Origin of the sequence: Streptomyces sp. NPDC004542 (genome assembly GCF_040610035.1) — a bacterium.
Taxonomy (GTDB): Bacteria; Actinomycetota; Actinomycetes; order Streptomycetales; family Streptomycetaceae; genus Streptomyces.
In genome coordinates this window covers 1-23,710 of record NZ_JBEXLP010000066.1, presented here as the reverse complement: position 1 = coordinate 23,710, position 23,710 = coordinate 1, and the positions used below count along the sequence as shown (strand labels likewise).

General features: G+C 72.3%; 22 protein-coding genes and 1 pseudogene. 9 read left to right on the top strand and 14 right to left on the bottom strand.

The window, feature by feature from the left end; translation table 11 throughout:
• Nucleotides 1–79 precede the first annotated feature (79 nt).
• Nucleotides 80–454: a helix-turn-helix transcriptional regulator gene (locus ABZX30_RS27950; protein ID WP_053666341.1), complete on the top strand. Its 375-nt coding sequence runs from the start codon at nucleotides 80–82 to the stop codon at nucleotides 452–454.
• Between the two features lie 154 nt (nucleotides 455–608).
• Nucleotides 609–1,079, top strand: a complete 471-nt coding sequence (locus ABZX30_RS27945) for a DNA starvation/stationary phase protection protein (RefSeq protein WP_355938196.1) — start codon at nucleotides 609–611, stop codon at nucleotides 1,077–1,079.
• 337 nt (nucleotides 1,080–1,416) lie between these two features.
• On the opposite strand, the gene ABZX30_RS27940 is transcribed toward ABZX30_RS27945, so the two are convergent.
• From ABZX30_RS27940 to ABZX30_RS27925, 4 genes are all read right to left on the bottom strand, one after another.
• Nucleotides 1,417–2,181 (bottom strand): SDR family NAD(P)-dependent oxidoreductase, encoded by a 765-nt coding sequence (locus tag ABZX30_RS27940; RefSeq protein ID WP_355938194.1) that lies wholly within the window; start codon nucleotides 2,179–2,181, stop codon nucleotides 1,417–1,419.
• 32 nt (nucleotides 2,182–2,213) lie between these two features.
• Nucleotides 2,214–3,059 carry a DNA-formamidopyrimidine glycosylase family protein gene (locus ABZX30_RS27935; RefSeq protein WP_355938192.1) on the bottom strand — a complete coding sequence of 282 codons (846 nt, stop codon included), beginning with the start codon at nucleotides 3,057–3,059 and terminating at the stop codon, nucleotides 2,214–2,216.
• A gap of 69 nt (nucleotides 3,060–3,128) precedes the next feature.
• Nucleotides 3,129–8,069 carry a DEAD/DEAH box helicase gene (locus ABZX30_RS27930; RefSeq protein ID WP_355938190.1) on the bottom strand — a complete coding sequence of 1,647 codons (4,941 nt, stop codon included), beginning with the start codon at nucleotides 8,067–8,069 and terminating at the stop codon, nucleotides 3,129–3,131.
• A gap of 102 nt (nucleotides 8,070–8,171) precedes the next feature.
• The gene (locus ABZX30_RS27925) at nucleotides 8,172–9,161 is read right to left on the bottom strand and encodes a hypothetical protein (RefSeq protein WP_355938188.1); all 990 of its coding nucleotides are present in this window, start codon (nucleotides 9,159–9,161) and stop codon (nucleotides 8,172–8,174) included.
• Nucleotides 9,162–9,240: 79 nt separating this feature from the next.
• On the opposite strand from ABZX30_RS27925, the gene ABZX30_RS27920 reads away from it, so the two are divergent.
• The 4 genes from ABZX30_RS27920 to recX all read left to right on the top strand — a co-directional run bounded on the left by ABZX30_RS27920 (nucleotide 9,241) and on the right by recX (nucleotide 13,143).
• Nucleotides 9,241–9,435, top strand: a complete 195-nt coding sequence (locus tag ABZX30_RS27920; RefSeq protein WP_355938186.1) for a DUF3046 domain-containing protein — start codon at nucleotides 9,241–9,243, stop codon at nucleotides 9,433–9,435.
• Between the two features lie 60 nt (nucleotides 9,436–9,495).
• Nucleotides 9,496–10,755: an AI-2E family transporter gene (locus tag ABZX30_RS27915; protein ID WP_355938184.1), complete on the top strand. Its 1,260-nt coding sequence runs from the start codon at nucleotides 9,496–9,498 to the stop codon at nucleotides 10,753–10,755.
• Between the two features lie 492 nt (nucleotides 10,756–11,247).
• Complete coding sequence (gene recA, locus ABZX30_RS27910) at nucleotides 11,248–12,375, top strand: recombinase RecA (RefSeq protein WP_355938182.1); 1,128 nt, start codon at nucleotides 11,248–11,250, stop codon at nucleotides 12,373–12,375.
• A 3-nt stretch (nucleotides 12,376–12,378) separates the two neighbouring features.
• On the top strand, nucleotides 12,379–13,143 hold the full coding sequence (recX, locus tag ABZX30_RS27905) for a recombination regulator RecX (protein WP_355938180.1): 765 nt from the start codon (nucleotides 12,379–12,381) through the stop codon (nucleotides 13,141–13,143).
• Between the two features lie 58 nt (nucleotides 13,144–13,201).
• Here the strand turns inward: recX and ABZX30_RS27900 are convergent, their stop codons facing one another.
• The 8 genes from ABZX30_RS27900 to ABZX30_RS27865 all read right to left on the bottom strand — a co-directional run bounded on the left by ABZX30_RS27900 (nucleotide 13,202) and on the right by ABZX30_RS27865 (nucleotide 19,628).
• Entirely contained in the window at nucleotides 13,202–13,612 is a 411-nt protein-coding gene (locus tag ABZX30_RS27900; protein WP_355938178.1) for a rhodanese-like domain-containing protein, read from the bottom strand.
• Nucleotides 13,609–14,136 (bottom strand): cysteine dioxygenase, encoded by a 528-nt coding sequence (locus tag ABZX30_RS27895; protein WP_355938176.1) that lies wholly within the window; start codon nucleotides 14,134–14,136, stop codon nucleotides 13,609–13,611. The genes ABZX30_RS27900 and ABZX30_RS27895 overlap by 4 nt, the downstream gene beginning before the upstream one ends.
• Before the next feature lie 107 nt (nucleotides 14,137–14,243).
• On the bottom strand, nucleotides 14,244–14,291 hold the full coding sequence (locus ABZX30_RS27890; protein ID WP_309506048.1) for a hypothetical protein: 48 nt from the start codon (nucleotides 14,289–14,291) through the stop codon (nucleotides 14,244–14,246).
• Nucleotides 14,292–14,409: 118 nt separating this feature from the next.
• Nucleotides 14,410–16,116, bottom strand: coding sequence for an FAD-dependent monooxygenase (locus tag ABZX30_RS27885; protein WP_355938174.1), 1,707 nt, complete (start codon nucleotides 16,114–16,116; stop codon nucleotides 14,410–14,412).
• Nucleotides 16,117–16,290: 174 nt separating this feature from the next.
• A complete protein-coding gene (locus ABZX30_RS27880) occupies nucleotides 16,291–17,193 on the bottom strand; it encodes an amino acid ABC transporter permease (protein WP_355938172.1) in 903 nt (300 codons plus the stop codon).
• The gene (locus ABZX30_RS27875) at nucleotides 17,190–17,858 is read right to left on the bottom strand and encodes an amino acid ABC transporter permease (protein WP_355938170.1); all 669 of its coding nucleotides are present in this window, start codon (nucleotides 17,856–17,858) and stop codon (nucleotides 17,190–17,192) included. Before ABZX30_RS27875 ends, ABZX30_RS27880 begins: the two co-directional genes overlap by 4 nt.
• 72 nt (nucleotides 17,859–17,930) lie before the next feature.
• Nucleotides 17,931–18,773: a glutamate ABC transporter substrate-binding protein gene (locus ABZX30_RS27870; protein ID WP_355938168.1), complete on the bottom strand. Its 843-nt coding sequence runs from the start codon at nucleotides 18,771–18,773 to the stop codon at nucleotides 17,931–17,933.
• Nucleotides 18,774–18,851: 78 nt separating this feature from the next.
• A complete protein-coding gene (locus ABZX30_RS27865; protein WP_355938166.1) occupies nucleotides 18,852–19,628 on the bottom strand; it encodes an amino acid ABC transporter ATP-binding protein in 777 nt (258 codons plus the stop codon).
• A gap of 300 nt (nucleotides 19,629–19,928) precedes the next feature.
• Here ABZX30_RS27865 and ABZX30_RS27860 point away from each other — a divergent pair, with 300 nt between their 5' ends.
• Nucleotides 19,929–20,615 carry a response regulator transcription factor gene (locus tag ABZX30_RS27860; RefSeq protein ID WP_355938164.1) on the top strand — a complete coding sequence of 229 codons (687 nt, stop codon included), beginning with the start codon at nucleotides 19,929–19,931 and terminating at the stop codon, nucleotides 20,613–20,615.
• A 9-nt stretch (nucleotides 20,616–20,624) separates the two neighbouring features.
• A complete protein-coding gene (locus tag ABZX30_RS27855) occupies nucleotides 20,625–22,037 on the top strand; it encodes a HAMP domain-containing sensor histidine kinase (RefSeq protein WP_355938162.1) in 1,413 nt (470 codons plus the stop codon).
• A 15-nt stretch (nucleotides 22,038–22,052) separates the two neighbouring features.
• Here the strand turns inward: ABZX30_RS27855 and ABZX30_RS27850 are convergent, their stop codons facing one another.
• Nucleotides 22,053–23,051: a TAXI family TRAP transporter solute-binding subunit gene (locus ABZX30_RS27850; protein WP_355938160.1), complete on the bottom strand. Its 999-nt coding sequence runs from the start codon at nucleotides 23,049–23,051 to the stop codon at nucleotides 22,053–22,055.
• Nucleotides 23,052–23,137: 86 nt separating this feature from the next.
• Here ABZX30_RS27850 and ABZX30_RS27845 point away from each other — a divergent pair, with 86 nt between their 5' ends.
• Nucleotides 23,138–23,548 (top strand): MazG nucleotide pyrophosphohydrolase domain-containing protein, encoded by a 411-nt coding sequence (locus ABZX30_RS27845; RefSeq protein ID WP_355938158.1) that lies wholly within the window; start codon nucleotides 23,138–23,140, stop codon nucleotides 23,546–23,548.
• A 49-nt stretch (nucleotides 23,549–23,597) separates the two neighbouring features.
• Here the strand turns inward: ABZX30_RS27845 and ABZX30_RS27840 are convergent.
• Nucleotides 23,598–23,710 (bottom strand): annotated as a pseudogene (locus ABZX30_RS27840) (glucosamine-6-phosphate deaminase); the annotation flags it as partial.

Genomic DNA, 23,710 nt, shown 5'->3' with positions numbered 1-23,710 from the left:
CTCCCCGCACGGCCGCGGCGCAAGGCGGTACGGTGGGGCGAGAAGGATGCGGCTACGCGGTCCGAGGAGGGAGCCACCGATGATTCTGCTCCGTCGCCTGCTGGGTGACGTGCTGCGTCGGCAGCGCCAGCGCCAGGGCCGTACTCTGCGCGAAGTCTCCTCGTCCGCCCGAGTCTCGCTCGGCTATCTCTCCGAGGTGGAGCGGGGGCAGAAGGAGGCTTCCTCCGAGCTGCTCGCCGCCATCTGCGACGCGCTGGACGTACGGATGTCCGAGCTCATGCGGGAAGTGAGCGACGAGCTCGCCCTCGCCGAGCTGGCCCAGTCTGCTGCGGCCACCGAGCCCGTACCCACGCCGGTTCGCCCGATGCTGGGTTCCGTGTCGGTGACCGGTGTGCCACCGGAACGGGTGACCATCAAGGCGCCCGCCGAGGCGGTGGATGTCGTCGCCGCCTGACGCGACACGTGTGAGGCCCCGGCCGGGGCCGGCTCCGGGGAGACCCGGGGAGGCACCGGCCGGGGCCTTCGTGCTGCTGCCTCCGTTTGCCGGTGCCGGGTGGCGCGGTCATCGTGGAGGGACGTGACGGGGGGCGAGGCATCGGAGGATGCGCATGTCCGTCGTGAAGAGCGCGCTGTCCGACGCGGACCTGAAGACCGTGTCGGAGGCGTTGCAGGGTGCCCTGGTGGATCTGGTGGACCTGTCGCTGGTCGCCAAGCAGGTCCACTGGAACATCGTCGGTCCCAGGTTCCGTCCGATCCACCTCCAGCTCGACGAGGTCGTCGCCTCCGCGCGGGCCCACTCCGACACCGTCGCGGAACGGGCGTCGACGCTCGGCGTCCCGCCCGACGGGCGCGCGGCGACCGTGGCGGCCGGCAGCGGCATCGCCACGGCGCCCTCGGGCTGGGTCAAGGACAAGGACGCGGTGCGGGCGCTGGTGGACGCGCTGGGCGTGGTGATCAGGCGGATGCGGGACCGGGTGGCGGCGACCGGGGACCCGGATCCGGTGTCCCAGGACATCTTCATCGCCGTCACCGCGGATCTCGAGAAGCATCACTGGATGTTCCAGGCCGAGAACGCGTGAGCCGGCCGGGGACTCGTCGGCCCGGTGTCAGCCCGGCGTTGACGCTTCGGGCCGACGAGTCCCCCGGCGTTGCATCAGTGAGCCGTTGGTGCGCCTCCCCGGCGGGTTCGGTGGCGTTCTAGCGTCCGGCTGGAGGAGGCGGCCATGGTGGGGCGGACAGTGCGCTGGGGAGTCGTCCTGGGACTCGGGACGGTGTGGTGGTGGGCCGTGGTGCGGATCGCCGTGGGTGACGGGGGCGTGGTGGAGGGGGCGGTCGCCACCGGGGGGTGGGGGCTGAGCCTGCTGCCGGTGCACTGTGTGCCGAAGCGGCGGGTGGCACGGGCGGCGGCGGGGGACCTCACCAGGGCATCGCCACTCCACCGTTCGGACGCAGGATCTGGCCCGTCGTGAAGGAGGACGCGTCGGACGCCAGGTGCAGTACGGCGTGCGCGATGTCGTCGGCCTCGCCGACCCGGCCGAGCGGGGACATGCGGGCCATCAGGGCCTCGGTGTGCGCCTGGGCCTCGTGGTCGTGGCGGTCGGTCATCGGTGTGCGGATCCAGCCGGGGGCGACCGCGTTGACGCGGATGCCGTGCCGGCCGACCTCGGTCGCCAGCGTCTTGGTCAGCTGGACCACGGCCGCCTTCGCCACGCCGTAGCAGAGCAGCCCCGGTCCGCCGGTGTCGATCGCGCCCGACGCCATGGTGATGATGCTGCCCCGGGTGTGCCGGTCGAGCATCAGCCGGGCAGCCTCCTGGCAGGCGTACAGGACGCCCTTGAAGTTGACGTCCATCACTCGGTCGAGGTCCTCGTCCCGGGTCTGGAGGACGGGGCTGCTGTGCATGACGCCGGCGATCGCCGCCATCACGTCGAGCCGCTCGCAGGAGCGGACCGCCGCGCCCAGCCGGGCGCGGTCGGTGACGTCGAGGGAGTGGGTGCGGGCGGTGCCGCCGCGGTCCTCGATGAGGCTCGCCGTCTCGTGCAGGCCCTCCGTGTCGCGGTCGGCGCAGTGCACCGTCGCGCCCGCCTCGGCGAGCAGGACGGCCGAGGCCCGGCCGATGCCACTGGCGGCGCCGGTGACGAATGCGGTGCGTCCGGTGAGGTCGTACGCCTTGACGGGCATGCAGAGACGGTACGAGCGTTCCTGACGGGTCGTCAATTGGCTGTGCGCCGATAGCGGTCCCGCCATTTCTGCGGGGCTCCGGGCACAGGGGCCGGACCTCGCTGGCAGGTGGGGCACCAGTAGGTGGGGCGTTCCTGGCTGCCGTCGCCCTGGTCGGCGACGCGGACCGGCGTGTGGCAGCGCAGGCAGGGACGGGGTGCGCGGCCGTACACGAACAGGTCGTGGTGGCGGACGCCCGTCGTCTGCCTGACCGGGCGGTCACGGTTCGCCTCGAGGAGCCTCTTGGCGAGGCCGGGCAGCCGGTCGGCGCGGTCCGCCGGCAGCGCGCCGACGGGCAGCCACGGGGTCACGCCGAGCACGAAGCAGAGCTCGCACTTGTAGACGTTGCCGATGCCGGCGAGATTGCGCTGGTCGAGCAGGGCCTCACCGACCGGGCGGGCGGGGTCGGCCAGCAGGTTGGCCAGTGCGCGCTGGGGATCCCAGTCCGGGCCGAGCAGATCGGGGCCGAGGTGGCCGACGACGCGCTCCTCCTCCCCGGAGCGCAGGAACTCCAGGACCGGCAGCCGGTAGCCGACGGCGGCGAGGTCGGTGGTGCCGAGGACGGCCCGGATCTGGTGGGCGGGGCCGCCCCGCCAGCGCTCGTCGGGTCCGTAGACCTTCCAGGCACCCTCCATGCGGAGGTGGGTGTGCAGTGTCAGCCCGCCCTCGATCCGTGTGAGCAGGTGCTTGCCGCGCGGGACGGTGCCGAGGACGGTGCGGCCGGCGAGGTCGACCGTGGCGTACTTCGGCACCCGGAAGTCGCTGCGGGTCAGCACCTTGCCCGCGAGCGCGTCGTGCAGCCGCCTCGCGGTCTGCCAGACCGTGTCACCTTCGGGCATGCGTCAAGGGTGACACGACGGGGCCGGCCCGCGACGGACCGCGCGGTCGCCCCGCGGCCCCGGTGCTGATCAGGCCCTGAGCCGCAGACCTCGCGGGGTGGCGATGAATCCCGCTCCTTCCAGGACGGTGCCCACGGGGGAGGTGAGGGCCGCGGCGCCGTTGACGCGCTCCACCGTGACCGTGCCGAGACTGCCCGCTCGGGCGGCGGCCGCCAGGGCGTCCGCGGCCGCGCGGAGGCGGGGGTCGTCGGCCGCCTCCCCGTCCGGAGCGCAGGGCCAGGCCAGCAGTGTCTTGCCGCCCCGCTCCATGTACAGCGTCAGCTCGCCGTCGACCAGCACCACCAGCGAGCCCGCCTTGCGGCCCGGCTTGTGCCCCGCTCCGTCCGGCGGCTCGGGCCAGGGCAGGGCGGCGCCGTAGGCGTTCGCCGGATCGGCGGCGGCCAGGACGACCGCCCGGGAGTCGGGGGCCGAAGGCGTACGGGTGCCCGGGGCGCCGTAGCCGGAGTCGTACGGCAGGACGGTGCCGCCCCGGGGGCCGCCGTAGCCGGGCGAGGCCGGACGGGACGCGGCGTCGCGCGGGGAGACGTAGTCGCCCGGGCCGGTGCGGTGGTCGGCCGGCCAGTCGAAGTCGGCGGAGAAGTCCGCGATGCCGTGTTCGGCGTCGCCCTGGCCGAAGGGGTCCGAACCCACCGGGCTGCCGGTGGCGAAGGGCTGGAGTCCGGCGCCGCCGGAACCCGGGCCGGGCAGCCCCTCGCTCCGCTCGCGCGCGCTGGACACCGCGCGCAGCCGGTCCACGGCTCCGTCCATCGCGAACTGCGCGGCCCCGAGGCCCTCGACCACGTAGCCGCGCCGGGCCTGTCCGGTCTCCTCGAAGGCGGACAGGACGCGGTACACGGCGGAGAAACCGCCCTCGACGCCCTCCGCGGCGACCGCGCCCCGGGTGACCACGCCGTGCCGGTCGAGGAGGGCCCGGGCCAGGGCGTGGGCACGCACGGTCTGCTCCGGCTCGCGCCGGGGGAGCAGGGACCAGCGGCCCGCGACGGTCGGCGGCCCGCTGCGGGAGGCGGTTCGGGCGGTGGCCGTCAGCGAGCCGTAGCGCCCGCGCGGGACCGCGCGCTTGGCGCGGTGGGCGGTGGAGCCCGCGGTGCGGCCGGAACCCAGCAGGGAGCGCATCGGGGCCAGCGTGTCGTTGGTGAGCCGCCCCGACCAGGCCAGGTCCCATACCGCATCGGCGAGTTGGGGATCGGCCGCGTCCGGATGGGTGGTGGCGCGGACCTGGTCGGCTATCTGACGGAAGAACAGGCCGTAGCCCCCCGAGAGGGCGTCCAGGACGGACTGGTGAAGGGCGGTCAGCTCCAGGGGGTGGGGCGGCGGCAGCAACAGCGGTGCGGCGTCGGCCAGATACAGGGCCACCCAGCCGTCCTTGCCGGGCAGCGCGCCCGCGCCCGCCCACACCACCTCACCGGCGGCGGTGAGTTCGTCGAGCATCGACGGGGTGTAGTTCGCCACGCGCGACGGCAGAACCAGCTTCTCCAGGGCGGAAGCAGGCACGGACGCGCCCTGCACCTGCTCCACGGCGCGCACCAGCCCGTCGACGCCGCGCAGACCGTGCCCCCTGCCGATGTGCTGCCACTGCGGCAGGAACTGCGCGAGTGCGGCCGGCGGCACCGGCTCCAGCTCGTGCCGCAGGGCGGCCAGCGACCGACGGCGCAGACGGCGCAGCACGGCCGCGTCGCACCACTCCTGGCCGATGCCCGCCGGATGGAACTCACCCTGGACGACCCGCCCGCCCGCGGCCAGCCGCAGCAACGCGCCCTCGGTGACCGCCACACCCAGGCCGAAACGGGCCGCCGCCGTGGCCGACGTGAACGGGCCGTGGGTGCGGGCGTAGCGGGCGAGCAGGTCGCCCAGCGGGTCCTTGACCGGTTCGGTGAAGGCCTCGGGGACGCCGACCGGCAGCGCCGTGCCGAGGGCGTCGCGCAGGCGGCCCGCGTCCTCGATCGCCGCCCAGTGGTCGGTACCCGCGATGCGGACCCGGATGGCCCGGCGGGCGCCGGCCAGCTCCCGTGCCCAGTCCGGCCGGGCGCCCCGCTCGGCCAGCTCGGCCTCCGTGAGCGGCCCGAGCATCCGCAGCACGTCCGCGACGCCCTCGACGTCCTTGACGCGGCGGTCCTCGGTCAGCCACTGCAGCTCCCGCTCCAGCTCGGTCAGCACCTCCGCGTCCAGCAGCTCCCGCAGTTCCGCCTGGCCCAGCAGCTCGGCCAGCAGCCGGGAGTCCAGCGACAGGGCGGCCGCCCGGCGCTCGGCGAGGGGGGAGTCGCCCTCGTACAGGAACTGGGCGACGTACCCGAAGAGCAGGGAGCGGGCGAAGGGCGAGGGTTCGGGGGTGGTGATCTCGACCAGGCGGACCTTGCGGGACTCGATGTCACCCATCAGCTCGACCAGCCCGGGAACGTCGAAGACGTCCTGGAGGCACTCGCGGACCGCTTCCAGGACGATCGGGAACGAGCCGAACTCGCCGGCGACCTGCAGCAGCTGGGCGGCGCGCTGGCGCTGCTGCCACAGCGGGGTCCGCTTGCCGGGGTTGCGGCGCGGCAGCAGCAGGGCGCGGGCTGCACACTCGCGGAAGCGGGACGCGAACAGCGCCGAGCCGCCGACCTGGTCGGTGACGATCTGGTCGACCTCGCCCTTGTCGAAGGCGACGTCCGCCGCGCCCACGGGTGCCTGGTCGGTGTCGTACTCCGTGCCCCGGGACGCGCCGGCCTTCACCGGTTCCTGGTCGAGCAGGTCCAGGCCCATCAGGTCGGCGTCCGGCAGGCGCAGCACGATGCCGTCGTCGGCGTGCATGACCTGGGCGTCCATGCCGTAGCGCTCGGACAGGCGGGCGCCGAGCGCCAGCGCCCACGGGGCGTGCACCTGGGCGCCGAAGGGGGAGTGCACGACCACGCGCCAGTCGCCGAGCTCGTCGCGGAAGCGCTCCACGACGATCGTGCGGTCGTCCGGGACGTGACCGCAGGCCTCGCGCTGCTCGTCCAGGTACGACAGGACGTTGTCCGCCGCCCAGGCGTCGAGGCCGGCCGCGAGGAGCCGCAGCCGGGCGTCGTCCCTGGGCAGTGAGCCGACCTCGCGCAGGAACGCGCCCACCGCGCGGCCCAGTTCGAGCGGGCGCCCCAGCTGGTCGCCCTTCCAGAAGGGAAGCCTGCCCGGCACGCCCGGGGCGGGCGACACCAGGACGCGGTCGCGCGTGATGTCCTCGATGCGCCAGGAACTGGTGCCGAGCGTGAAGACGTCGCCGACCCGGGACTCGTAGACCATCTCCTCGTCGAGTTCGCCGACCCGGCCGCCGCCCTTCTTGGGGTCGGCACCGGCGAGGAAGACGCCGAAGAGCCCGCGGTCGGGGATCGTGCCCCCGGAGGTGACCGCGAGGCGCTGGGCCCCCGGGCGGCCGGTGACGGTGCCGGTCACGCGGTCCCACACCACGCGCGGGCGCAGTTCGGCGAAGGCGTCGGAAGGGTAGCGGCCGGCGAGCATGTCCAGGACGGCCGTGAACGCGGACTCGGGGAGTGAGGCGAAGGGGGCGGCACGGCGGACCGTGACGAGCAGGTCGTCGAACTGCCAGCTGTCCAGCGCCGTCATCGCGACCAGCTGCTGGGCGAGGACGTCCAACGGGTTGGCGGGCACCTTCAGCGCCTCGATGGAGCCCGAGCGCATCCGCTCGGTGACCACCGCGGCCTGCACCAGGTCTCCCCGGTACTTGGGGAAGACGACACCGGTGGAGACCGCGCCCACCTGGTGTCCCGCGCGGCCGACACGCTGGAGGCCGGAGGCCACGGAGGGCGGGGACTCCACCTGGACGACGAGGTCGACGGCGCCCATGTCGATACCCAGCTCCAGGCTGGAGGTGGCGACCACGGCCGGCAGACGGCCGGCCTTGAGGTCCTCCTCGACCAGGGCGCGCTGCTCCTTGGAGACCGAGCCGTGGTGGGCGCGCGCGATGACCGGGGGCGCGCCGTGGGCCGCGCCGGAGCCGCCCATGAGCTCGGCCGGCGAGTGGTGTTCGTCCAGGGACTCGCCGGTGGTCCGCTCGTACGCGATCTCGTTGAGCCGGTTGCACAGGCGCTCGGCGAGCCGTCGGGAGTTGGCGAAGACGATCGTGGAGCGGTGGGCCTGGACCAGGTCGGTGATCCGCTCCTCGACGTGCGGCCAGATCGACGGCCGCTCCGCGCCCTCGCCGCCGTCGGCGACCGGGGAGCCGCCCAGTTCGCCCAGGTCCTCGACCGGGACGACGACGGAGAGGTCGAACTCCTTGCCGGACTCCGGCTGGACGATCTCCACCTTGCGGCGCGGCGAGAGGTAGCGGGCCACCTCGTCCACCGGGCGGACCGTCGCGGACAGGCCGATGCGGCGGGCCGGCCTCGGCAGCAGCTCGTCGAGGCGCTCCAGGGACAGCGCGAGATGCGCGCCGCGCTTGGTGCCCGCGACCGCGTGCACCTCGTCCAGGATCACCGTCTCGACGCCGGTCAGCGCGTCGCGCGTGGCCGACGTCAGCATCAGGAACAGGGACTCCGGGGTGGTGATCAGGATGTCCGGCGGCCGAGTGGACAGGGCGCGGCGCTCGGCGGCCGGGGTGTCGCCGGAGCGGATGCCGACCCTGACCTCCGGCTCGGGCAGGCCCAGCCGCACGGATTCCTGGCGGATGCCGGTCAGAGGGCTGCGCAGGTTGCGCTCCACGTCGACCGCCAGGGCCTTCAGCGGTGACACGTACAGCACGCGGCAGCGCTTCTTCGGGTCGGCCGGCGGAGGCGTCGAGGCGAGCTGGTCCAGCGCGGCGAGGAACGCGGCCAGCGTCTTGCCCGAACCGGTGGGCGCGACCACCAGCACGTCCGAGCCCGCCCCGATGGCCTGCCACGCCCCCGCCTGGGCCGTGGTGGGCGCGGAGAAGGCCCCCGTGAACCAGCCACGGGTCGCGGGGGAGAAGCCGTCGAGGGCCCGGTGCGCGGAGCTGACCATGCGTCCATCCTGCACCCCGGCTCTGACAATCGCCCTGACCTGGAAGAACGCGTTCCGGTCAGCGGCCGTGGGCGGGTGCGCGGGGCTGCGGAGGGCTCCTGGTCAGCCCACGAACCGCCCGTACGCCCTGAGGGTGAGCAGGGCGCCGATCGTCACCATGGGGCGGGCTTCCAGGGCGGTGCCGGGCGCCCACTGGCGCCACCGGACGGGCCAGCCGCCGTCCTCCTGCTGGGCGGCGGCGAGGAAGTCGAGGGAACGGGCCATCTCGTCATCGGTGAACCACGGGCGCGCGAGGGACTGCGGGGTCCTGGCGAAGTCGTGCGGGAAGTGGTGTTCGCCCGGGGCGTAGCCGGGAGCGACCGGGTACGCCCCGAGGTTCTCCGGGTCGAGCGCGGCGAGCCGGTGCTCGCGCACCAGACGTCCGAGGCGGTCGGCGGCAGCCTCCGCGCGCGGGCGGTCGGGCACCGAGTCCAGGAAGGCCACGGCGGCCTCGATCTCGTAGGGGTGGGACTTCTCCAGGGACTCCACGGCCCGCCAGCAGAAGTCGGTGGCCCGGAACAGCCACGCGTGCCACACCCCGTTGCGGTGCAGCAGGCCCGTCACCGGCCCGGTGGCGAGGAGTTCGCTGGGCGGGTCGTCGACGATCGGGATGAAGGGCGCCGCCGGGTAGCCGCGCTGGCCGGGATGGACGGCGGGCAGCGCGCCGTCCGCAGTGGAGACGGAGGTCAGGTAGCGGCACACGCGTTCCACTCGCTGCCCGCCGCACCGTGCGACGGCGTCCAGCACGCGCAGCGCGTGGCCGGTGTGCAGCGGCTGGCTGACCGGGCCGCGCAGATCGGGTTCCAGCGCGTGTCCGTATCCGCCGTCCTCGTTGCGGTAGGCGTCCAGCGCCGTCTCCACCGCATCGGCGCCGCCGTTCAGGAAGTGGTACGCGAAGAGGCGCTGCTCCAGCACGCGCGCGGTGAGCCAGACGAAGTGCTCGGCACGGAAGAGCGGGGAGTGCGCCGAGGGGGCTTGAGGGGCTTGAGGGGCAGGGGGGACAGCGGGGACAGGGGGGACAGGGGGGCGTGGGGAAGCTCCTGTTTCGGGCATGCGTCAGACCGTAGGACGGAAAGCGGTCTCGGCATGCGGTCCCGGGCGGGGCCACCCCCGGGGGCGGGATACTGGAGTCATGCGGTTGACGGTCTTCTGGCAGCGGATGGCGGATCACTTCGGTGCGGGCTACGCCGACACCTTCGCGCGCGACCACGTGATGGCGGAGCTCGGCGGGCGCACGGTGCACGAGGCGCTCGCGGAGGGCTGGGAGGCCAAGGACGTGTGGCGCGTGGTCTGCGCCGTCATGAACGTTCCGGGGGAGAAGCGCTGATCCGGCACGGAGACCGCAGGGGGGTGCCGGGCTGTCGCCGGCGTGGGCGAGACTTGCTCCGTGGCACCCACTGACGACACAGGGCAGACCGCCCGGCAGGCATCCCCGTCCGCTACGACGCCGTCCCCCCGGCCCCCGGCCGACGGCGCCGCCGCACCGGCCGCCCGCATGCCGCGCTGGCTGCCGCGCGCCATGGTGCTCGCGCTCGGCCTCGTCGCTGCTTTCCAGCTGGGCAGCTGGGCCTTCCACCAGCTGACCGGCCTGCTGATCAACGTACTGATCGCGTTCTTCCTGGCCCTCGCCATAGAACCCGCGGTGAGCCGGATGGCCGCCCGCGGCATGCGGCGCGGGTTCGCCACCTTCCTGGTCTTCCTCGGCCTGATGATCGTGACCGCCGGGTTCGTCACGCTGCTCGGCTCGATGCTCGCGGGCCAGATCATCAAGATGGTCGAGGGATTCCCGCAGTACCTCGACTCGGTCATCCACTGGGTCAACCAGACCTTCCACACCGAGCTCAGACGGGTCGACGTCCAGGAGGGCCTGCTCCACTCCGACTGGCTGCGCAAGTACGCGCAGAACAGCGCCGCCGGGGTGCTCGACGTGTCCGCCCAGGTGCTCGGCGGCCTGTTCCAGCTGCTGACGGTCACGCTGTTCTCGTTCTACTTCGCCGCCGACGGGCCGCGGCTGCGCCGGGCGCTCTGCTCCGTCCTGCCGCCCGCCCGCCAGGCCGAGGTGCTGCGGGCCTGGGAGATCGCCGTCGACAAGACCGGCGGCTACCTGTACTCGCGCGGCCTGATGGCGCTCATCTCGGGGATCGCGCACTACATCCTGCTCCAGGCCCTGGGCGTGCCCTACGCGCCCGTGCTGGGTGTCTGGGTGGGCCTGGTCTCCCAGTTCATCCCCACCATCGGCACCTATCTCGCGGGCGCGCTGCCCATGCTGATCGCGTTCACCGTCGACCCCTGGTACGCGGTGTGGGTGCTGGTGTTCGTCGTCGTCTACCAGCAGTTCGAGAACTACATGCTGCAGCCTAAGCTGACCTCCAAGACCGTCGACATCCATCCTGCGGTCGCCTTCGGCTCGGTCATCGCGGGCACCGCCCTCCTCGGCGCCGTCGGCGCGCTGATCGCCATCCCCGCCGTCGCCACGCTCCAGGCGTTCCTGGGCGCGTACGTGAAGCGGTACGCCGTCACGGACGATCCCCGGGTCCACGGGCACCGCGGACGGGGTTCGGGCGGGACGGGCTTGCTCACGCGTGCGCGGCGGCTGTGGGCGCGTCCGCCTGAGACGCGGGCCGCCGAGGAGGGCGGCGGCTCCTGAGCGCCTCCCCCCGTCCGCGATGACCTCGGCACCGCCCCCATGTTTTCCGGGACAGCGGCCAGGCCGGCGCCGGCAGCACCAGGACGGCGTGCAGGCTCACTCCCAGCAGCGGCTTGAGCGGGGCCGTCGAGTGGCAGGCCGCCTCCTGGTGTCCGGTCCGGGCGAGCGCCACACCCCGCGCGATCTTCATGGCCCAAAGCTCCCGGGAGCGACCTCCCGCGGTCGTCGTCCGGCCGGAGGCACCTCTCGTACGCCCCGGGGAGCAGGGGGACGCCCGGGCCGGGAGGTGCTCCATGAGACGCTTGACACGAAAATCGAACATCTATTCTTATAGAGGCTCAGGCGAGGCTCCGGGCGGGGATTTCGACATGGTTTGCGTGGAGAAGTGCCCGAGTTGTCCACAGGCCGGGCCGGCGTCGGGGCGCATTGTCAGTGGCAGGCGTTAGCGTCTTTGACGTGAAGCGATCGACTCAAGCAAATCGGGTGGAACCCATGGCAGGAACCGACCGCGAGAAGGCGCTCGACGCCGCGCTCGCGCAGATTGAACGGCAATTCGGCAAGGGCGCGGTCATGCGCATGGGCGAGCGGTCCAAGGAGCCCATCGAGGTCATCCCGACCGGGTCGACCGCCCTCGACGTCGCCCTCGGCGTCGGCGGCCTGCCGCGCGGCCGTGTGGTGGAGATCTACGGGCCGGAGTCCTCCGGCAAGACCACCCTGACCCTGCACGCGGTGGCGAACGCGCAGAAGGCCGGCGGCCAGGTCGCCTTCGTGGACGCGGAGCACGCCCTCGACCCCGAGTACGCGCGCAAGCTCGGCGTGGACATCGACAACCTGATCCTCTCCCAGCCGGACAACGGCGAGCAGGCCCTGGAGATCGTGGACATGCTGGTCCGCTCCGGTGCCCTCGACCTCATCGTCATCGACTCCGTCGCCGCGCTCGTGCCGCGCGCGGAGATCGAGGGTGAGATGGGCGACAGCCACGTCGGTCTGCAGGCCCGTCTGATGAGCCAGGCCCTGCGGAAGATCACCAGCGCGCTCAACCAGTCCAAGACCACGGCGATCTTCATCAACCAGCTCCGCGAGAAGATCGGCGTGATGTTCGGCTCCCCGGAGACCACGACCGGTGGCCGGGCCCTGAAGTTCTACGCCTCGGTGCGCATCGACATCCGCCGCATCGAGACCCTGAAGGACGGCACGGAGGCGGTCGGCAACCGCACCCGCTGCAAGGTCGTCAAGAACAAGGTCGCGCCGCCCTTCAAGCAGGCCGAGTTCGACATCCTCTACGGCCAGGGCATCAGCCGCGAGGGCGGCCTGATCGACATGGGCGTCGAGCACGGCTTCGTCCGCAAGGCCGGCGCCTGGTACACCTACGAGGGCGACCAGCTCGGCCAGGGCAAGGAGAACGCGCGCAACTTCCTGAAGGACAACCCCGACCTGGCCAACGAGATCGAGAAGAAGATCAAGGAGAAGCTGGGCGTGGGCGTGCGCCCGCAGGAGCCCGCCGCGGAGCCGGGCGCGGACGCGGCGGCCGGTGCCGGCCCGGAGGACGCCGCCAAGGCGGTGCCCGCCCCGGCGGCAGCCAAGGCCACCAAGCCCAAGGCCGCCGCTGCCAAGAGCTGACCCGTGACACGACGAACCGACTGGGCCGAGTACGAGTACGCCTCCCCCGGTGCCCCACGGGGGAGGGGCACCGGGGGCGACACGGGCTCCGCCCCGGACGGTGACGGCGGGTACGGGGACGACCGGGCCCCGGCCCACGACGGCCCGCCCGGCGCCGGGCCTCGTGGTGGGCGCGGGCGTCGCCGGCGCGGCTTCGGGGAGCCGTCCGCGCCCGGGAGAGACGAAGACGCCCTTCCCTCGTCGAGGGCCGAGCGGGGGGAGTCTTCGGGGGACCCGGTCGAGCGGGCGCGGGCGATCTGTCTGCGCCTGCTCACCGGGACCCCGCGTACGCGCAAGCAGCTCGCGGACGCCCTGCGCAAGCGGGAGATCCCCGAGGACGTGGCGGAGGAGGTGCTGTCGCGGTTCGAGGAGGTCGGTCTGATCGACGACGGGGCCTTCGCGGACGCCTGGGTGGAGTCCCGGCACCACGGCCGGGGGCTGGCCCGGCGCGCGCTCGCCCGGGAGCTGAGGACCAAGGGCGTCGACTCGGCGCTGATCGACGACGCGGTCGCCCGGCTGGACTCCGAACAGGAGGAGGCGACGGCCCGCGACCTCGTCGCCCGCAAGCTGCGGGCCACCCGCGGCCTCGACCGCGACAAGCGCGTCCGCCGCCTCGCCGGCATGCTGGCCCGCAAGGGCTACCCCGAGGGCACGGCCCTCCGGGTCGTCCGGCAGGCGCTGGAGGATGAGGGCGAGGACACGGAATTCCTCGAGGACGAGGGCCACTGACCGGCGTCCGGCGGGCGGCGCCGGCCCCCGCCCCGCACCTGCCCGCGCCACGCGGGTCTCACGCGGCCACCGGCAGCCCGGCCGCCTTCCACGCCTGGAACCCGCCGACCAGGTCGGTCGCCCGGTGCAGCCCCAGTTGGTGCAGGGAGACGGCGGCCAGACTGGAGGCGTAGCCCTCGTTGCAGATCACCACGATGTGCAGGTCGTGGCCGGTCGCCTCGGGAACCCGGTGGCTGCCCCGGGGATCGAGGCGCCACTCGAGTTCGTTGCGCTCGATGACCAGGGCGCCGGGGATCAGGCCGTCCCGGTCGCGCAGGGCGGCGTACCGGATGTCCACCAGCAGCGCGTCGCCCGCCCGTGCCGCCTCGTACGCCTGCTGCGCCTCGATACGCCGGTAGCCCGTGCGTACCCGCTCCAGCAGTTCGTCGATACCGGGCCGCTCATCCGCGTCGCTCACCGTCGTGCTCACTGCCAGTCCTCCGGACGCTCGACCTGCTCCAGCCGGAGCACCTGTCCGGTGCGACTGTAGCGGCGGATCCGCGGCAGCGGCGGATAGTAGGCGTGCACCGAGACCGCGTGCCGCTCGGTGGACTCGTTGAGCACCTCGTGGACGTGGTGGCGGCCGAAGGAGCGGCCCTTCCCGGCCGGCAACCGCCGCTCGCGGTCCACGCCGTCGCTGAGCTCCAGGGTCTTCCAGCCGTCGGTGGGCAGCCGGGCGGCGAGCGAGTTCTCCTTCAGCTCGCCGGCCGCGGTGAGGAACGCGCCGACCGAGTCGGCGTGGTCGTGCCAGCCGGTGCCGGTGCCCGGCGGCCAGCCGATCAGCCAGGCCTCGCTGCCGCCGGGACCCTCGAGCCGCACCCAGGTGCGGCCCTCCGGGTCGAGCGGGAGCGAAGCGATGAGCTCGGCGTCGGCCGCCGTGCGCCGTACGAAGTCGAGGAGGTCCGCCTGCGTGGGTGCCGAAACGGCCGCGGACACGGAGGGAGAGACAGACACGTGCACCGTCCTGAAGAGCGTTCGCCGAAGGGGCGCCCGACGGGGCGCCCGGAGAGAAATCCGGAGAGAAACGCGGAGAGCAACCCGGAGAAAAAGGGCATGCGAATTCAGCAGGACGGACGACACACGCAGCCCGCATAGCGGACGAGGTCCATATGGACCCTCCGCCACAGGCGCACATCGGTGTCGGTCATGGTCCGGAGTACACCATTGGCGGCGCCCACCGGTCAACTCACAGTCACTATGTGGACCACAGTGTGACTGTATGTGCGCTCACCGCGCGCCGGAGCCCGCCCCGGCCTGCGCTTCCGCGCCGGTCTCCGCCTCCGCCTCCGCATCGGCCTGCGCCCTCAGCGGGCCGCCCACCGCCGCTTCCGCCGCCGCGTACAGATCGGCCGGGCGGACCCCGCTCAGCGCGGTCACCAGGTGGCCGTCGGGGCGCACGAGCAGCACGCTGTGCGCGGGCGCGCCCGGATAGCCCTCGGCGACCAGGAGCTCGGCGGGGTGCGGCAGCGCGGTCACCGCGCCCGCGAGCCGGGGCATGACTCCGGCGGTCCTCCAGTGCTTGCGGTCCCACACACCCGTGCCCGGCGCGATCAGGACGACCAGCAGCGTGCCACGGCCCAGCCGGTCCCGCAGCCGGACGAAGGCGCCGTCCTCCGCCGTGACCCGTACGTCGCTCACCTGCGCGCCGGGCGCGGTACCGACGGTGATCCCGCCCTCGAGGTGTGCGGGCGCGAGCGGCGAGTCGGCGTAGGTCCCCGGCCCACCGAGCGCCCCACGCCCCAGATGGCCGTCCATGAGCAGCACGTCGTGCCCGCGGGCGGTGCCGGGGACGTACGCGCGCAGCCCGCCGCCGCCGCGCAGTACCGGCAGTGCCTGGTCGGCGGCGCGCAGCCTGGCGGCGATCACCGCGCGCCGCTCGGCCTGGTAGCTGTCGAGCAGCGGGTCGTGCGGGCCGTGGTGCCAGACGCGCGCCAGTTTCCAGGCGAGGTTGTCGGCGTCCCGGAGCCCCTCGTCCAGTCCCTGCGTACCCAGCGCACCCAGCAGGTGCGCCGCGTCCCCGGCGAGCAGGACCCGTCCGACGCGCCACCGGCGGGCCAGCCGGTGGTGCACCGTGTGGACCCCGGTGTCGAGGAGCTCGTACGGCGGTGTGGTGCCGTCCGTCCAGCCGGCGAGGGTCTCGCGGACGCGGGTCACCAGCAGTTCGGGCGTGACCAGGTCCTTGCCCGGTGGCAGCAGCCAGTCCAGGCGCCACACGCCGTCCGGGAGGGGGCGGGCGGTCACCTCGCCGGCCGAGGGCCCGGACGTCCGCCACGGCGGCACCCGATGGAGCAACGCCCGGCCGGGCCACGGAAGTTCCGTACGCAGTGCGGCGACGGCGTGTCGTTCCACCGCGGTGCGGCCGGGGAACCGGATGTCCTGCAGTTTGCGCACGGTCGAGCGCGGGCCGTCGCAGCCGACCAGATAACTGCCGCGCCACCAGGTGCCGCCGGGGCCGCGGGTGTGTGCGGCGATGCCGGAACGCTCCTGCTCGATCGCGTCGACGCGGCTGTCCACGGTGACCTTCACGAGCGGCTCGCGGGCGAGGGCGGCGCGCAGCGCGCCGGTGAGGACGTGCTGGGCGATGTGCAGCGGTGCGGGGCCGGCACCATCGTCACCGGCGGCGGCCCCCTCCTCCGTACCCCCTCCGGCCTCGGCGTCCCCGGCCGGAGGACCGAAGGTGACCTCACGCATCACCTGCTTGCGCCGCAACGACCGCCATCCGGCCCAACGGACACCCCGCTCACCGAGCGGCACCCCGGTCAGCCGTTCCATCAGCGCGGCGGTGTCCTCGCGCAGGACGACCGTGCGGGCGAGCCGTGGTTCGTCCGTGCCCGGTCCCTCGTCGAGGACGACGCACGGCACCTCCTGGCGGGCCAGCGCCAGGGCGAGCGTGAGCCCGACGGGCCCCGCTCCGACGATGATCACCGGGTCCACGGCGCGTCGCCCCCTGCTCGCAGCGGTGCCCTGACGGGCGTAGGTGAACAGGAAGGTGGAGCGGGGTGCACGATCACAGAACGTATGCAACCCATTGGCGGTGTTTGCGTCAAGCGCCCGGAGGCAGTGGCGATCATGCCACTGCCTCCGATGGACCAGCCAGTTGACCTGTGGTCAGCTCGCGGACCCGCCGCCGGCGCCGGTCGGGGCCGTCCCCGCGACGTCCGCCACCGCGGTCGGCGCGAGCACCGCGCCCGTGGACTTCTTGCCGCGCCGCAACCGGCTCTCCAGCCAGGTCGCGAAGGTGGTCAGCGAGAAGTTGAGGGCCAGGAAGATCAGGGCCACGACGGTGAAGGAGGCGATGGTGTTGGCGCCGTAGTAGGCGCTCATCGTGCTGGCCGCGGACATGAGCTCGGGGAAGGTGAGGACCGCGCCGCCCAGAGCCGTGTCCTTCACGATCACCACGAGCTGGCTGACGATCGCCGGGAGCATGACGGTGACCGCCTGCGGCAGCAGGACGAGCCGCATGACCTGGTTCTTGCGCAGTCCGATCGCCATCGCGGCCTCGGACTGGCCCTTGGGCAGCGAGAGGATGCCGGCCCGGACGACCTCGGCGAGCACCGAGGCGTTGTACAGCACGAGACCCGTGACGACCGCGTACAGCGGACGGTCGTCCGAACCGATGTCGGTGTAGTCGGCGTACAGGGCGTTCCCGAAGATCATCAGGATCAGCACGGGGATGGCCCGGAAGAACTCGACCACGGCCGAGGCCGGCACACGGATCCAGGCGTGGTCCGAGAGCCGGGCTATGCCGAAGACGGCACCCAGCGGCAGCGCGATGACCATGGCCAGCGCCGCGGCCTTCAGCGTGTTCTGCAGACCCGGCCAGACGTACGTGGAATAGGCCTCGCCGTGGAAGAACGGCTTCCACAGCGCCCACTCCAGCTGCCCCTTGTCGTCGAGCGTGCTGACGACCCACCACAGGACGGCCGCGAGGGCGAGCAGGAAGCCCACCGTGTACAGGACGTTGCGCCGCCTGGCGCCAGGGCCCTGGGCGTCGTACAGGACCGAGCTCATCGCTTCACCGCCACCTTCTTGCCCACCCAGCCGAGGATCAGACCCGTCGGTAGCGTCAGGCAGCAGAAGCCGAAGGCGATGACCGCGGAGATCGCCATCAGCTGCGCCTCTTTGTCGAGCATTTCCTTCATCACGTACGCCGCCTCCGCCACGCCGATCGCGGCAGCCACCGTCGTGTTCTTCGTCAGCGCGATCAGGACGTTGGTCAGCGGGCCGACCGCGGCCCGGAAGGCCTGCGGCAGGACGACCAGTCCCAGCACCTGGGTGAAGCTCAGGCCGAGGGCCCGGGCCGCCTCCGCCTGCCCGACCGGGACGGTGTTGATGCCGGAGCGCAGCGCCTCGCACACGAAGGCCGAGGTGTAGACGATCAGGCCGAGGACAGCCAGTCGGAAGTTGGTCGTTTTGAAGTCGCCCCCGCTACCGAGGGTGACGTTCAGCGTCTGGAAGAGGCCGAGTGAGGTGAAGAGAATGATCACCGTGAGCGGGATGTTCCGCACGGTGTTCACGTAGGCGGTCCCGAAACCGCGCATCAGTGGCACCGGGCTCACCCGCATGGCGGCCAGCAGGGTGCCCCAGACCAGGGAGCCCACGGCGGACAGCAGGGCCAGCTGCACCGTCGTCCAGAAGGCTCCCAGCACGTCGTAACTGTCAACGAAGTCGAACACGATCTCCCGCGCTTCCGCGTGTAGGGATGCCCCCGGTGCGCCGCGCCGGACGGCGCACCGGCGGGCACTGCCTCAGCTCTTGACGTCGCCGATCTTCGGGGCGGGCTCGTTCTTGTAGTCGGCCGGACCGAAGTTCTTGTCCACGGCCTTCTGCCAGGAACCGTCGGCGACCATCGCCTCCAGCGCCTTGTTGATCTTGGCCTTGAGGGCGCTGCCCTTCTTGACGCCGATGCCGTAGTTCTCGTTGGTCATCTTGAGGCCGCCGAGCTTGAACTTGCCCTTGAACTGCGCCTGGGAGGCGTAACCGGCGAGGATCGAGTCGTCGGTGGTCAGGGCGTCGATGGCCTTGTTCTGCAGACCGGTGAGGCACGCGGAGTAGGTCGGGTACTCCTGGAGCTGCGCCTTGGGGGCGAGCTTGTCGTGGACGTTCTGCGCCGACGTGGAGCCGGTCACCGAACACAGCTTCTTCTTGTTCAGGTCGGAAGGCGACTTGATGCTGTCGTCGTCCGCGCGGACCAGCACGTCCTGGTGGGCGAGCAGGTACGGGCCGGCGAAGTCGACCTTCTGCTGACGCTCCGGCGTGATCGAGTAGGAGGCGGCGATGAAGTCGACGTCACCGCGCTGGAGCATGGTCTCGCGGTCGGCGCTCTTCGACTCCTTCCACTCGATCTGGTCCGCGCCGTAGCCGAGCTTCTTGGCCACGTACGTCGCCACGTCCACGTCGAAGCCCGTGTAGCCCTGGGGGGTCTTCTGGCCGATGCCGGGCTGGTCGAACTTGATGCCGATGGTGATCTTGTCACCGCCGCTGCCGGAGGAACCGCCCTCCTTGTCCTTCTTGTTGGAGCCGCACGCCGTGGCGGCCACGGCGAGGGCGAGCACGGCGGCCGAGGCGGCGGTGACCTTGCGGAGCTTCATGGTGAACATCCTTCGTGTGGTGAACAGACGCGGGCCCTCGGCCCGGGCGGTACGGAGCGTGGGGCGCGGCGGGCGCCGTCAGTGGTGCAGGATCTTCGACAGGAAGTCCTTGGCGCGGTCGCTGCGCGGGTTGCTGAAGAACTGGTCGGGCGCAGCCTGTTCGACGATGCGGCCGTCCGCCATGAAGACCACCCGGTTTGCAGCCGATCGTGCGAATCCCATCTCATGGGTGACGACGACCATCGTCATGCCCTCCCGGGCGAGTTGCTGCATGACCTCGAGGACCTCGTTGATCATCTCGGGGTCGAGGGCCGAGGTCGGCTCGTCGAAGAGCATGACCTTGGGGCCCATCGCCAGCGCCCGGGCGATCGCGACGCGCTGCTGCTGGCCGCCGGAGAGCTGCGCGGGGTACTTGTCGGCCTGGGTGCCCACACCGACCCGGTCGAGCAGGGCGCGGGCCTTGTCCTCGGCCTGCTTCCTGTCGGTCCTGCGGACCTTGATCTGACCCAGCATCACGTTCTCGAGCACGGTCTTGTGCGCGAAGAGGTTGAAGGACTGGAAGACCATCCCGACGTCCGCCCGCAGCCGGGCCAGTTCCCTGCCCTCCTGGGGCAGGGGCTTGCCGTCGATCGTGATGGTGCCCCCGTCGATGGTCTCCAGCCGGTTGATGGTGCGGCAGAGGGTGGACTTGCCGGACCCGGAGGGCCCGATGACCACGACCACCTCGCCGCGAGTGATCGTCAGATCGATGTCCTGGAGCACGTGCAACGCGCCGAAGTGCTTGTTGACGCTCTTCAGGACGACCAGTTCGCCGGTCGTGGCCGGTTCTTCCTTGGCCACCGATACTTCGGTCATCGCTTTCGGGCTCCGTCCTCCTCGGTTTCGGAGGACAGTAGTGAGGCCGAATGACCTGCGTCATTACATCTGAGGGGAATCTGAGCATCACGATCCGATAGCAATCGGACACGTGTCGTAGCAGTGGTGACGGGTGTGCGTATCGGCCGGGTAACGGAAGCCGCGGGCAACCGGAACCCTCTTGACGCCGCTGTCGTCCATCAGCGTGACTGCCATGGTGCACGCGCGCGTGCCCGTGGTTTTCCGCAAAGTTCTCCGACAGGGACCACGACCACGACCGTTCGAACCGGAGGGGGCCGGATGAGACTGCTGCTCGTCGAGGACGACAACCATGTCGCCGCCGCTCTGTCAGCGGTCCTCAAGCGGCACGGGTTCGACGTCACCCACGCGCGCAACGGCGAGGAGGCACTGCAGGCGCTCGTCCCGGAAGGCGCCGGATTCGGCGTCGTCCTGCTCGACCTGGGCCTGCCCGACCAGGACGGCTACGAGGTCTGCGGCAAGATCCGCAAGCGCACCAGCACCCCGGTGATCATGGTCACCGCCCGCTCCGACGTCCGCTCCCGCATCCACGGCCTCAACCTCGGCGCCGACGACTACGTGGTGAAGCCGTACGACACCGGGGAACTGCTCGCCCGCATCCATGCCGTCAGCCGGCGTACCGCCCACGAGGAGGCAGGACCGGCCGGCGAGAGCGCGCTGCGGCTCGGTTCCGTGCACATCGAGTTGCCCACCCGTCAGGTCAGCGTGGACGGTTCGGTCGTCCAGCTGACCCGCAAGGAGTTCGACCTCCTGGCCCTGCTCGCCCAGCGTCCCGGAGTGGTGTTCCGCCGGGAGCAGATCATCAGCGAGGTGTGGCAGACGAGCTGGGAGGGCACGGGGCGCACCCTGGAAGTGCACGTCGCCTCCCTGCGTGCCAAGCTGCGCATGCCCGCGCTGATCGAGACCGTACGCGGCGTCGGCTACCGCCTCGTCGCCCCGGCCGGGTAGCGGGTACGGGTGCGCACCAGGCTCCTCCCGCTGCTCATCGTCCTGATGGCGGCCGTCCTGCTCGCCCTCGGACTCCCGCTCGCCGTCAGTGTGGCGGCGGCCGAGCAGCAACGCCTGGTCGTCGACCGGATCGACGACACGGCCCGCTTCGCGGCTCTCGCCCAGTTCGTCACCGACGGGGCCGCCGGCTCGAGCCGTACGGGCGCCGACGAGCGCACCGAGACCCTGCGCCGCGAACTCGACAGCTACTTCGACGTCTACGGCATCCGTGCGGGCGTCTACTACCGCAACCGCTCGGCGATGGCCAACGCGCCCGACGACTGGATCCTGCCCGAACGGGGCGTGATGCGGGAGGCGTTCCAGGAGGCGCTGCTCAGCCGCCGCAGCCACGACCCGAAGCAGGTGTGGCCCTGGCAGCGCACGCATGTCGTCGTCGCCTCGCCGGTGATCCGGGACGGCGACGTCGTCGCGGTGGTGGTCACCGACTCGCCCACCGACGCGATGCGCTCGCGGATCCTGGACGGCTGGCTGCTCATCGGCGCGGGCGAGATCGCCGCGATGCTGCTGGCCGTCGGCGCCGCGCTGCGGCTGACCGGCTGGGTGCTCAGGCCCGTACGGGTGCTCGACGCCACCACCCACGACATCGCCACCGGACGCCTGAAGTCCCGGGTCGCGGTGGCCGGCGGCCCGCCGGAACTCAGACGGCTGGCCCGGTCGTTCAACGAGATGGCAGACAACGTCGAGGACGTGCTGGAGCAGCAGCGCGCCTTCGTCGCCGATGCCTCGCACCAGTTGCGCAACCCGCTCGCGGCGCTGCTGCTGCGCATCGAGCTGCTCGCCCTCGAACTGCCCGAGGACAACAAGGAGATCGCCTCGGTCCGGACCGAGGGCAAGCGCCTCGCGCAGGTCCTCGACGACCTGCTCGACCTGGCGCTGGCCGAGCACGCCGAGGCGGACGTCCGGCTGACCGACATCGGCCAGCTGGCCGCCGAGCGCGTGGCCGCCTGGGCACCGGCCGCCGCGGCCAAGGCCGTCCGGCTGGCCGGCGACTGTCCGCCCGCCACCGGCTGGGCCGATCCGATCACGCTGTCCAGCGCGCTGGACGCGGTGATCGACAACGCGGTCAAGTTCAGTCCCGAGGGGGGCACGGTCGAGGTGACCGTCTCCTGCGACGGCGAGGCCGCGAGGGTCGTCGTCACGGACACCGGTCCCGGCCTCACCGACGAGGAACTCGCCCGGGTCGGCGACCGCTTCTGGCGCAGCGGCCGTCACCAGAACGTCAAGGGCTCGGGTCTGGGCCTGTCCATCACCCGCGCCCTGCTCACGGCGTCCGGCGGCTCGATCGCGTACGCCCACCACGAGCCGCGGGGGCTGCGGGTGACGGTCAAGGTGCCGAGGAACGGGCCCGCGCGCCGGGGCTGATCCGGACGTGGGCCGTCACGGCTTGACCGACCGGTAGTAGCGCCGCGCGCCCTCGTGCAGGTCGAGCGGATCGGTGTAGATCGCCGTCCGCAGGTCGACGAGCTGGGCGGAGTGGACGTGGGCGCCTATGCGGTCACGGCTCTTGATCACGATGCGGGTGATCCACTCGGTGAGCCGGGGATCCATGTCTGCGCGGGTCATCAGCAGGTTGGACACCGCGATGGTCGCCACGGTCGAGTTGCGTCGCAGGGACGGGTAGGCCGACTCCGGCATGTTGGTCGTCCGGTAGTAGCGGCCGGCGTTCCCCTGGGCGTGCAGCCTGGTGACCACCTCGCCGTCGATCGGAACGAACCGGAAGGGAAACTTCTCGGCCAGCTCGACCAGGCCGTTGGTGGGCAGGCCGCCCGACCAGAAGAACGCGTCGATACCGTCGTGCCGCAGCCGGTCGGGTCCGGTGTCTATGCCGTCGGACATCGGGGTGATGTCCTTGCCCGGGTCGATTCCCGCGGCCTGGAGGACCCGGTCGGCGATCAGCCGGACACCCGAGTTGTCCGGGCCGATCGCCACCCGCTTGTGCCGCAGGTCGGCCACGGTCGTGATGTCCGAGTCGCGCGGCACGATCAGCTGTACGTAGTCGTCGTAGAGCCGCGCCACACCGCGCAACCGGCCCGCGCCGCGGGGGTGTTCCAGCCGGTACGTCTCCACCGCGTCGGCCGCCGCGATGGTGAAGTCGGCCTCCCCCGTGGCCACGCGCTGTACGTTCTGCTGCGAACCGTCGCTCTCCTTCAGCGTCACCTTCAGACCCGGCATGTCCTTGCGGAACTCCTTGCGCAGCCGGTCGCCGTACTCCTGGTAGACGCCCCGCTGCGCCCCGGTGCTGAAGGTGATCGTCCCGCTGGGCGGGTCCTCGCCCAGGGGCAGCAGCCACCACAGCAGCAGCCCGAGGACCACGAAGCCGGCGGCCGTGCCCTGCAGGGCCCGGCGCCTGCCGATTCGGGGGAACACCTTGGACATGCGCGCGATCCTGCCAGCCGGCCGCGGTCCTGACCAGCGTGGGGCGAACGGAGGGGACTGTCGGTGACGGCCGCTACAGTCGCCGTATGAGCTCTTCGCCCGCCGATCTGGTCCATGAGTTCCACCGCGCCTTCGGCCTCGACGCCCGCACCGTGCCGACGGAGGTGGCCCCCGAACTGGCCGCGCACCGCGGGGAACTGCTCGCCGAGGAGGCCGCCGAGGTCGCCGAGGTCTCGGTCACCGGCCCGCTCGACCGGCTCGCGCACGAACTGGCCGACGTGGTCTACGTGGCGTACGGCACCGCCCTGGTGCACGGGATCGACCTCGACCAGGTGATCGCCGAGATCCACCGCGCCAACATGAGCAAGCTGGGCCCTGACGGTCAGACAGCCCGCCGCGCCGACGGCAAGGTCCTCAAGGGCGAGCACTACCGGGCGCCGGACGTGGCGGCCGTCCTGCGCCGCCAGGGATGGGCACCCGGCGGCGCCCAGGCGTGACCTGACGGTCCGCCGGTGCCCGGGACGGCGTCGCGCACCCTCCCCTCCGTCACAGCGTCTGCCACGTCGGTTTGCCCGCGTAGGTGTACCGGAAGTAGTCCGCGTGCTTGAGCTTGGCCGCGGCGGGTTCGTCGGCGATGAGGGTGGCGTGGGGGTGCAGTT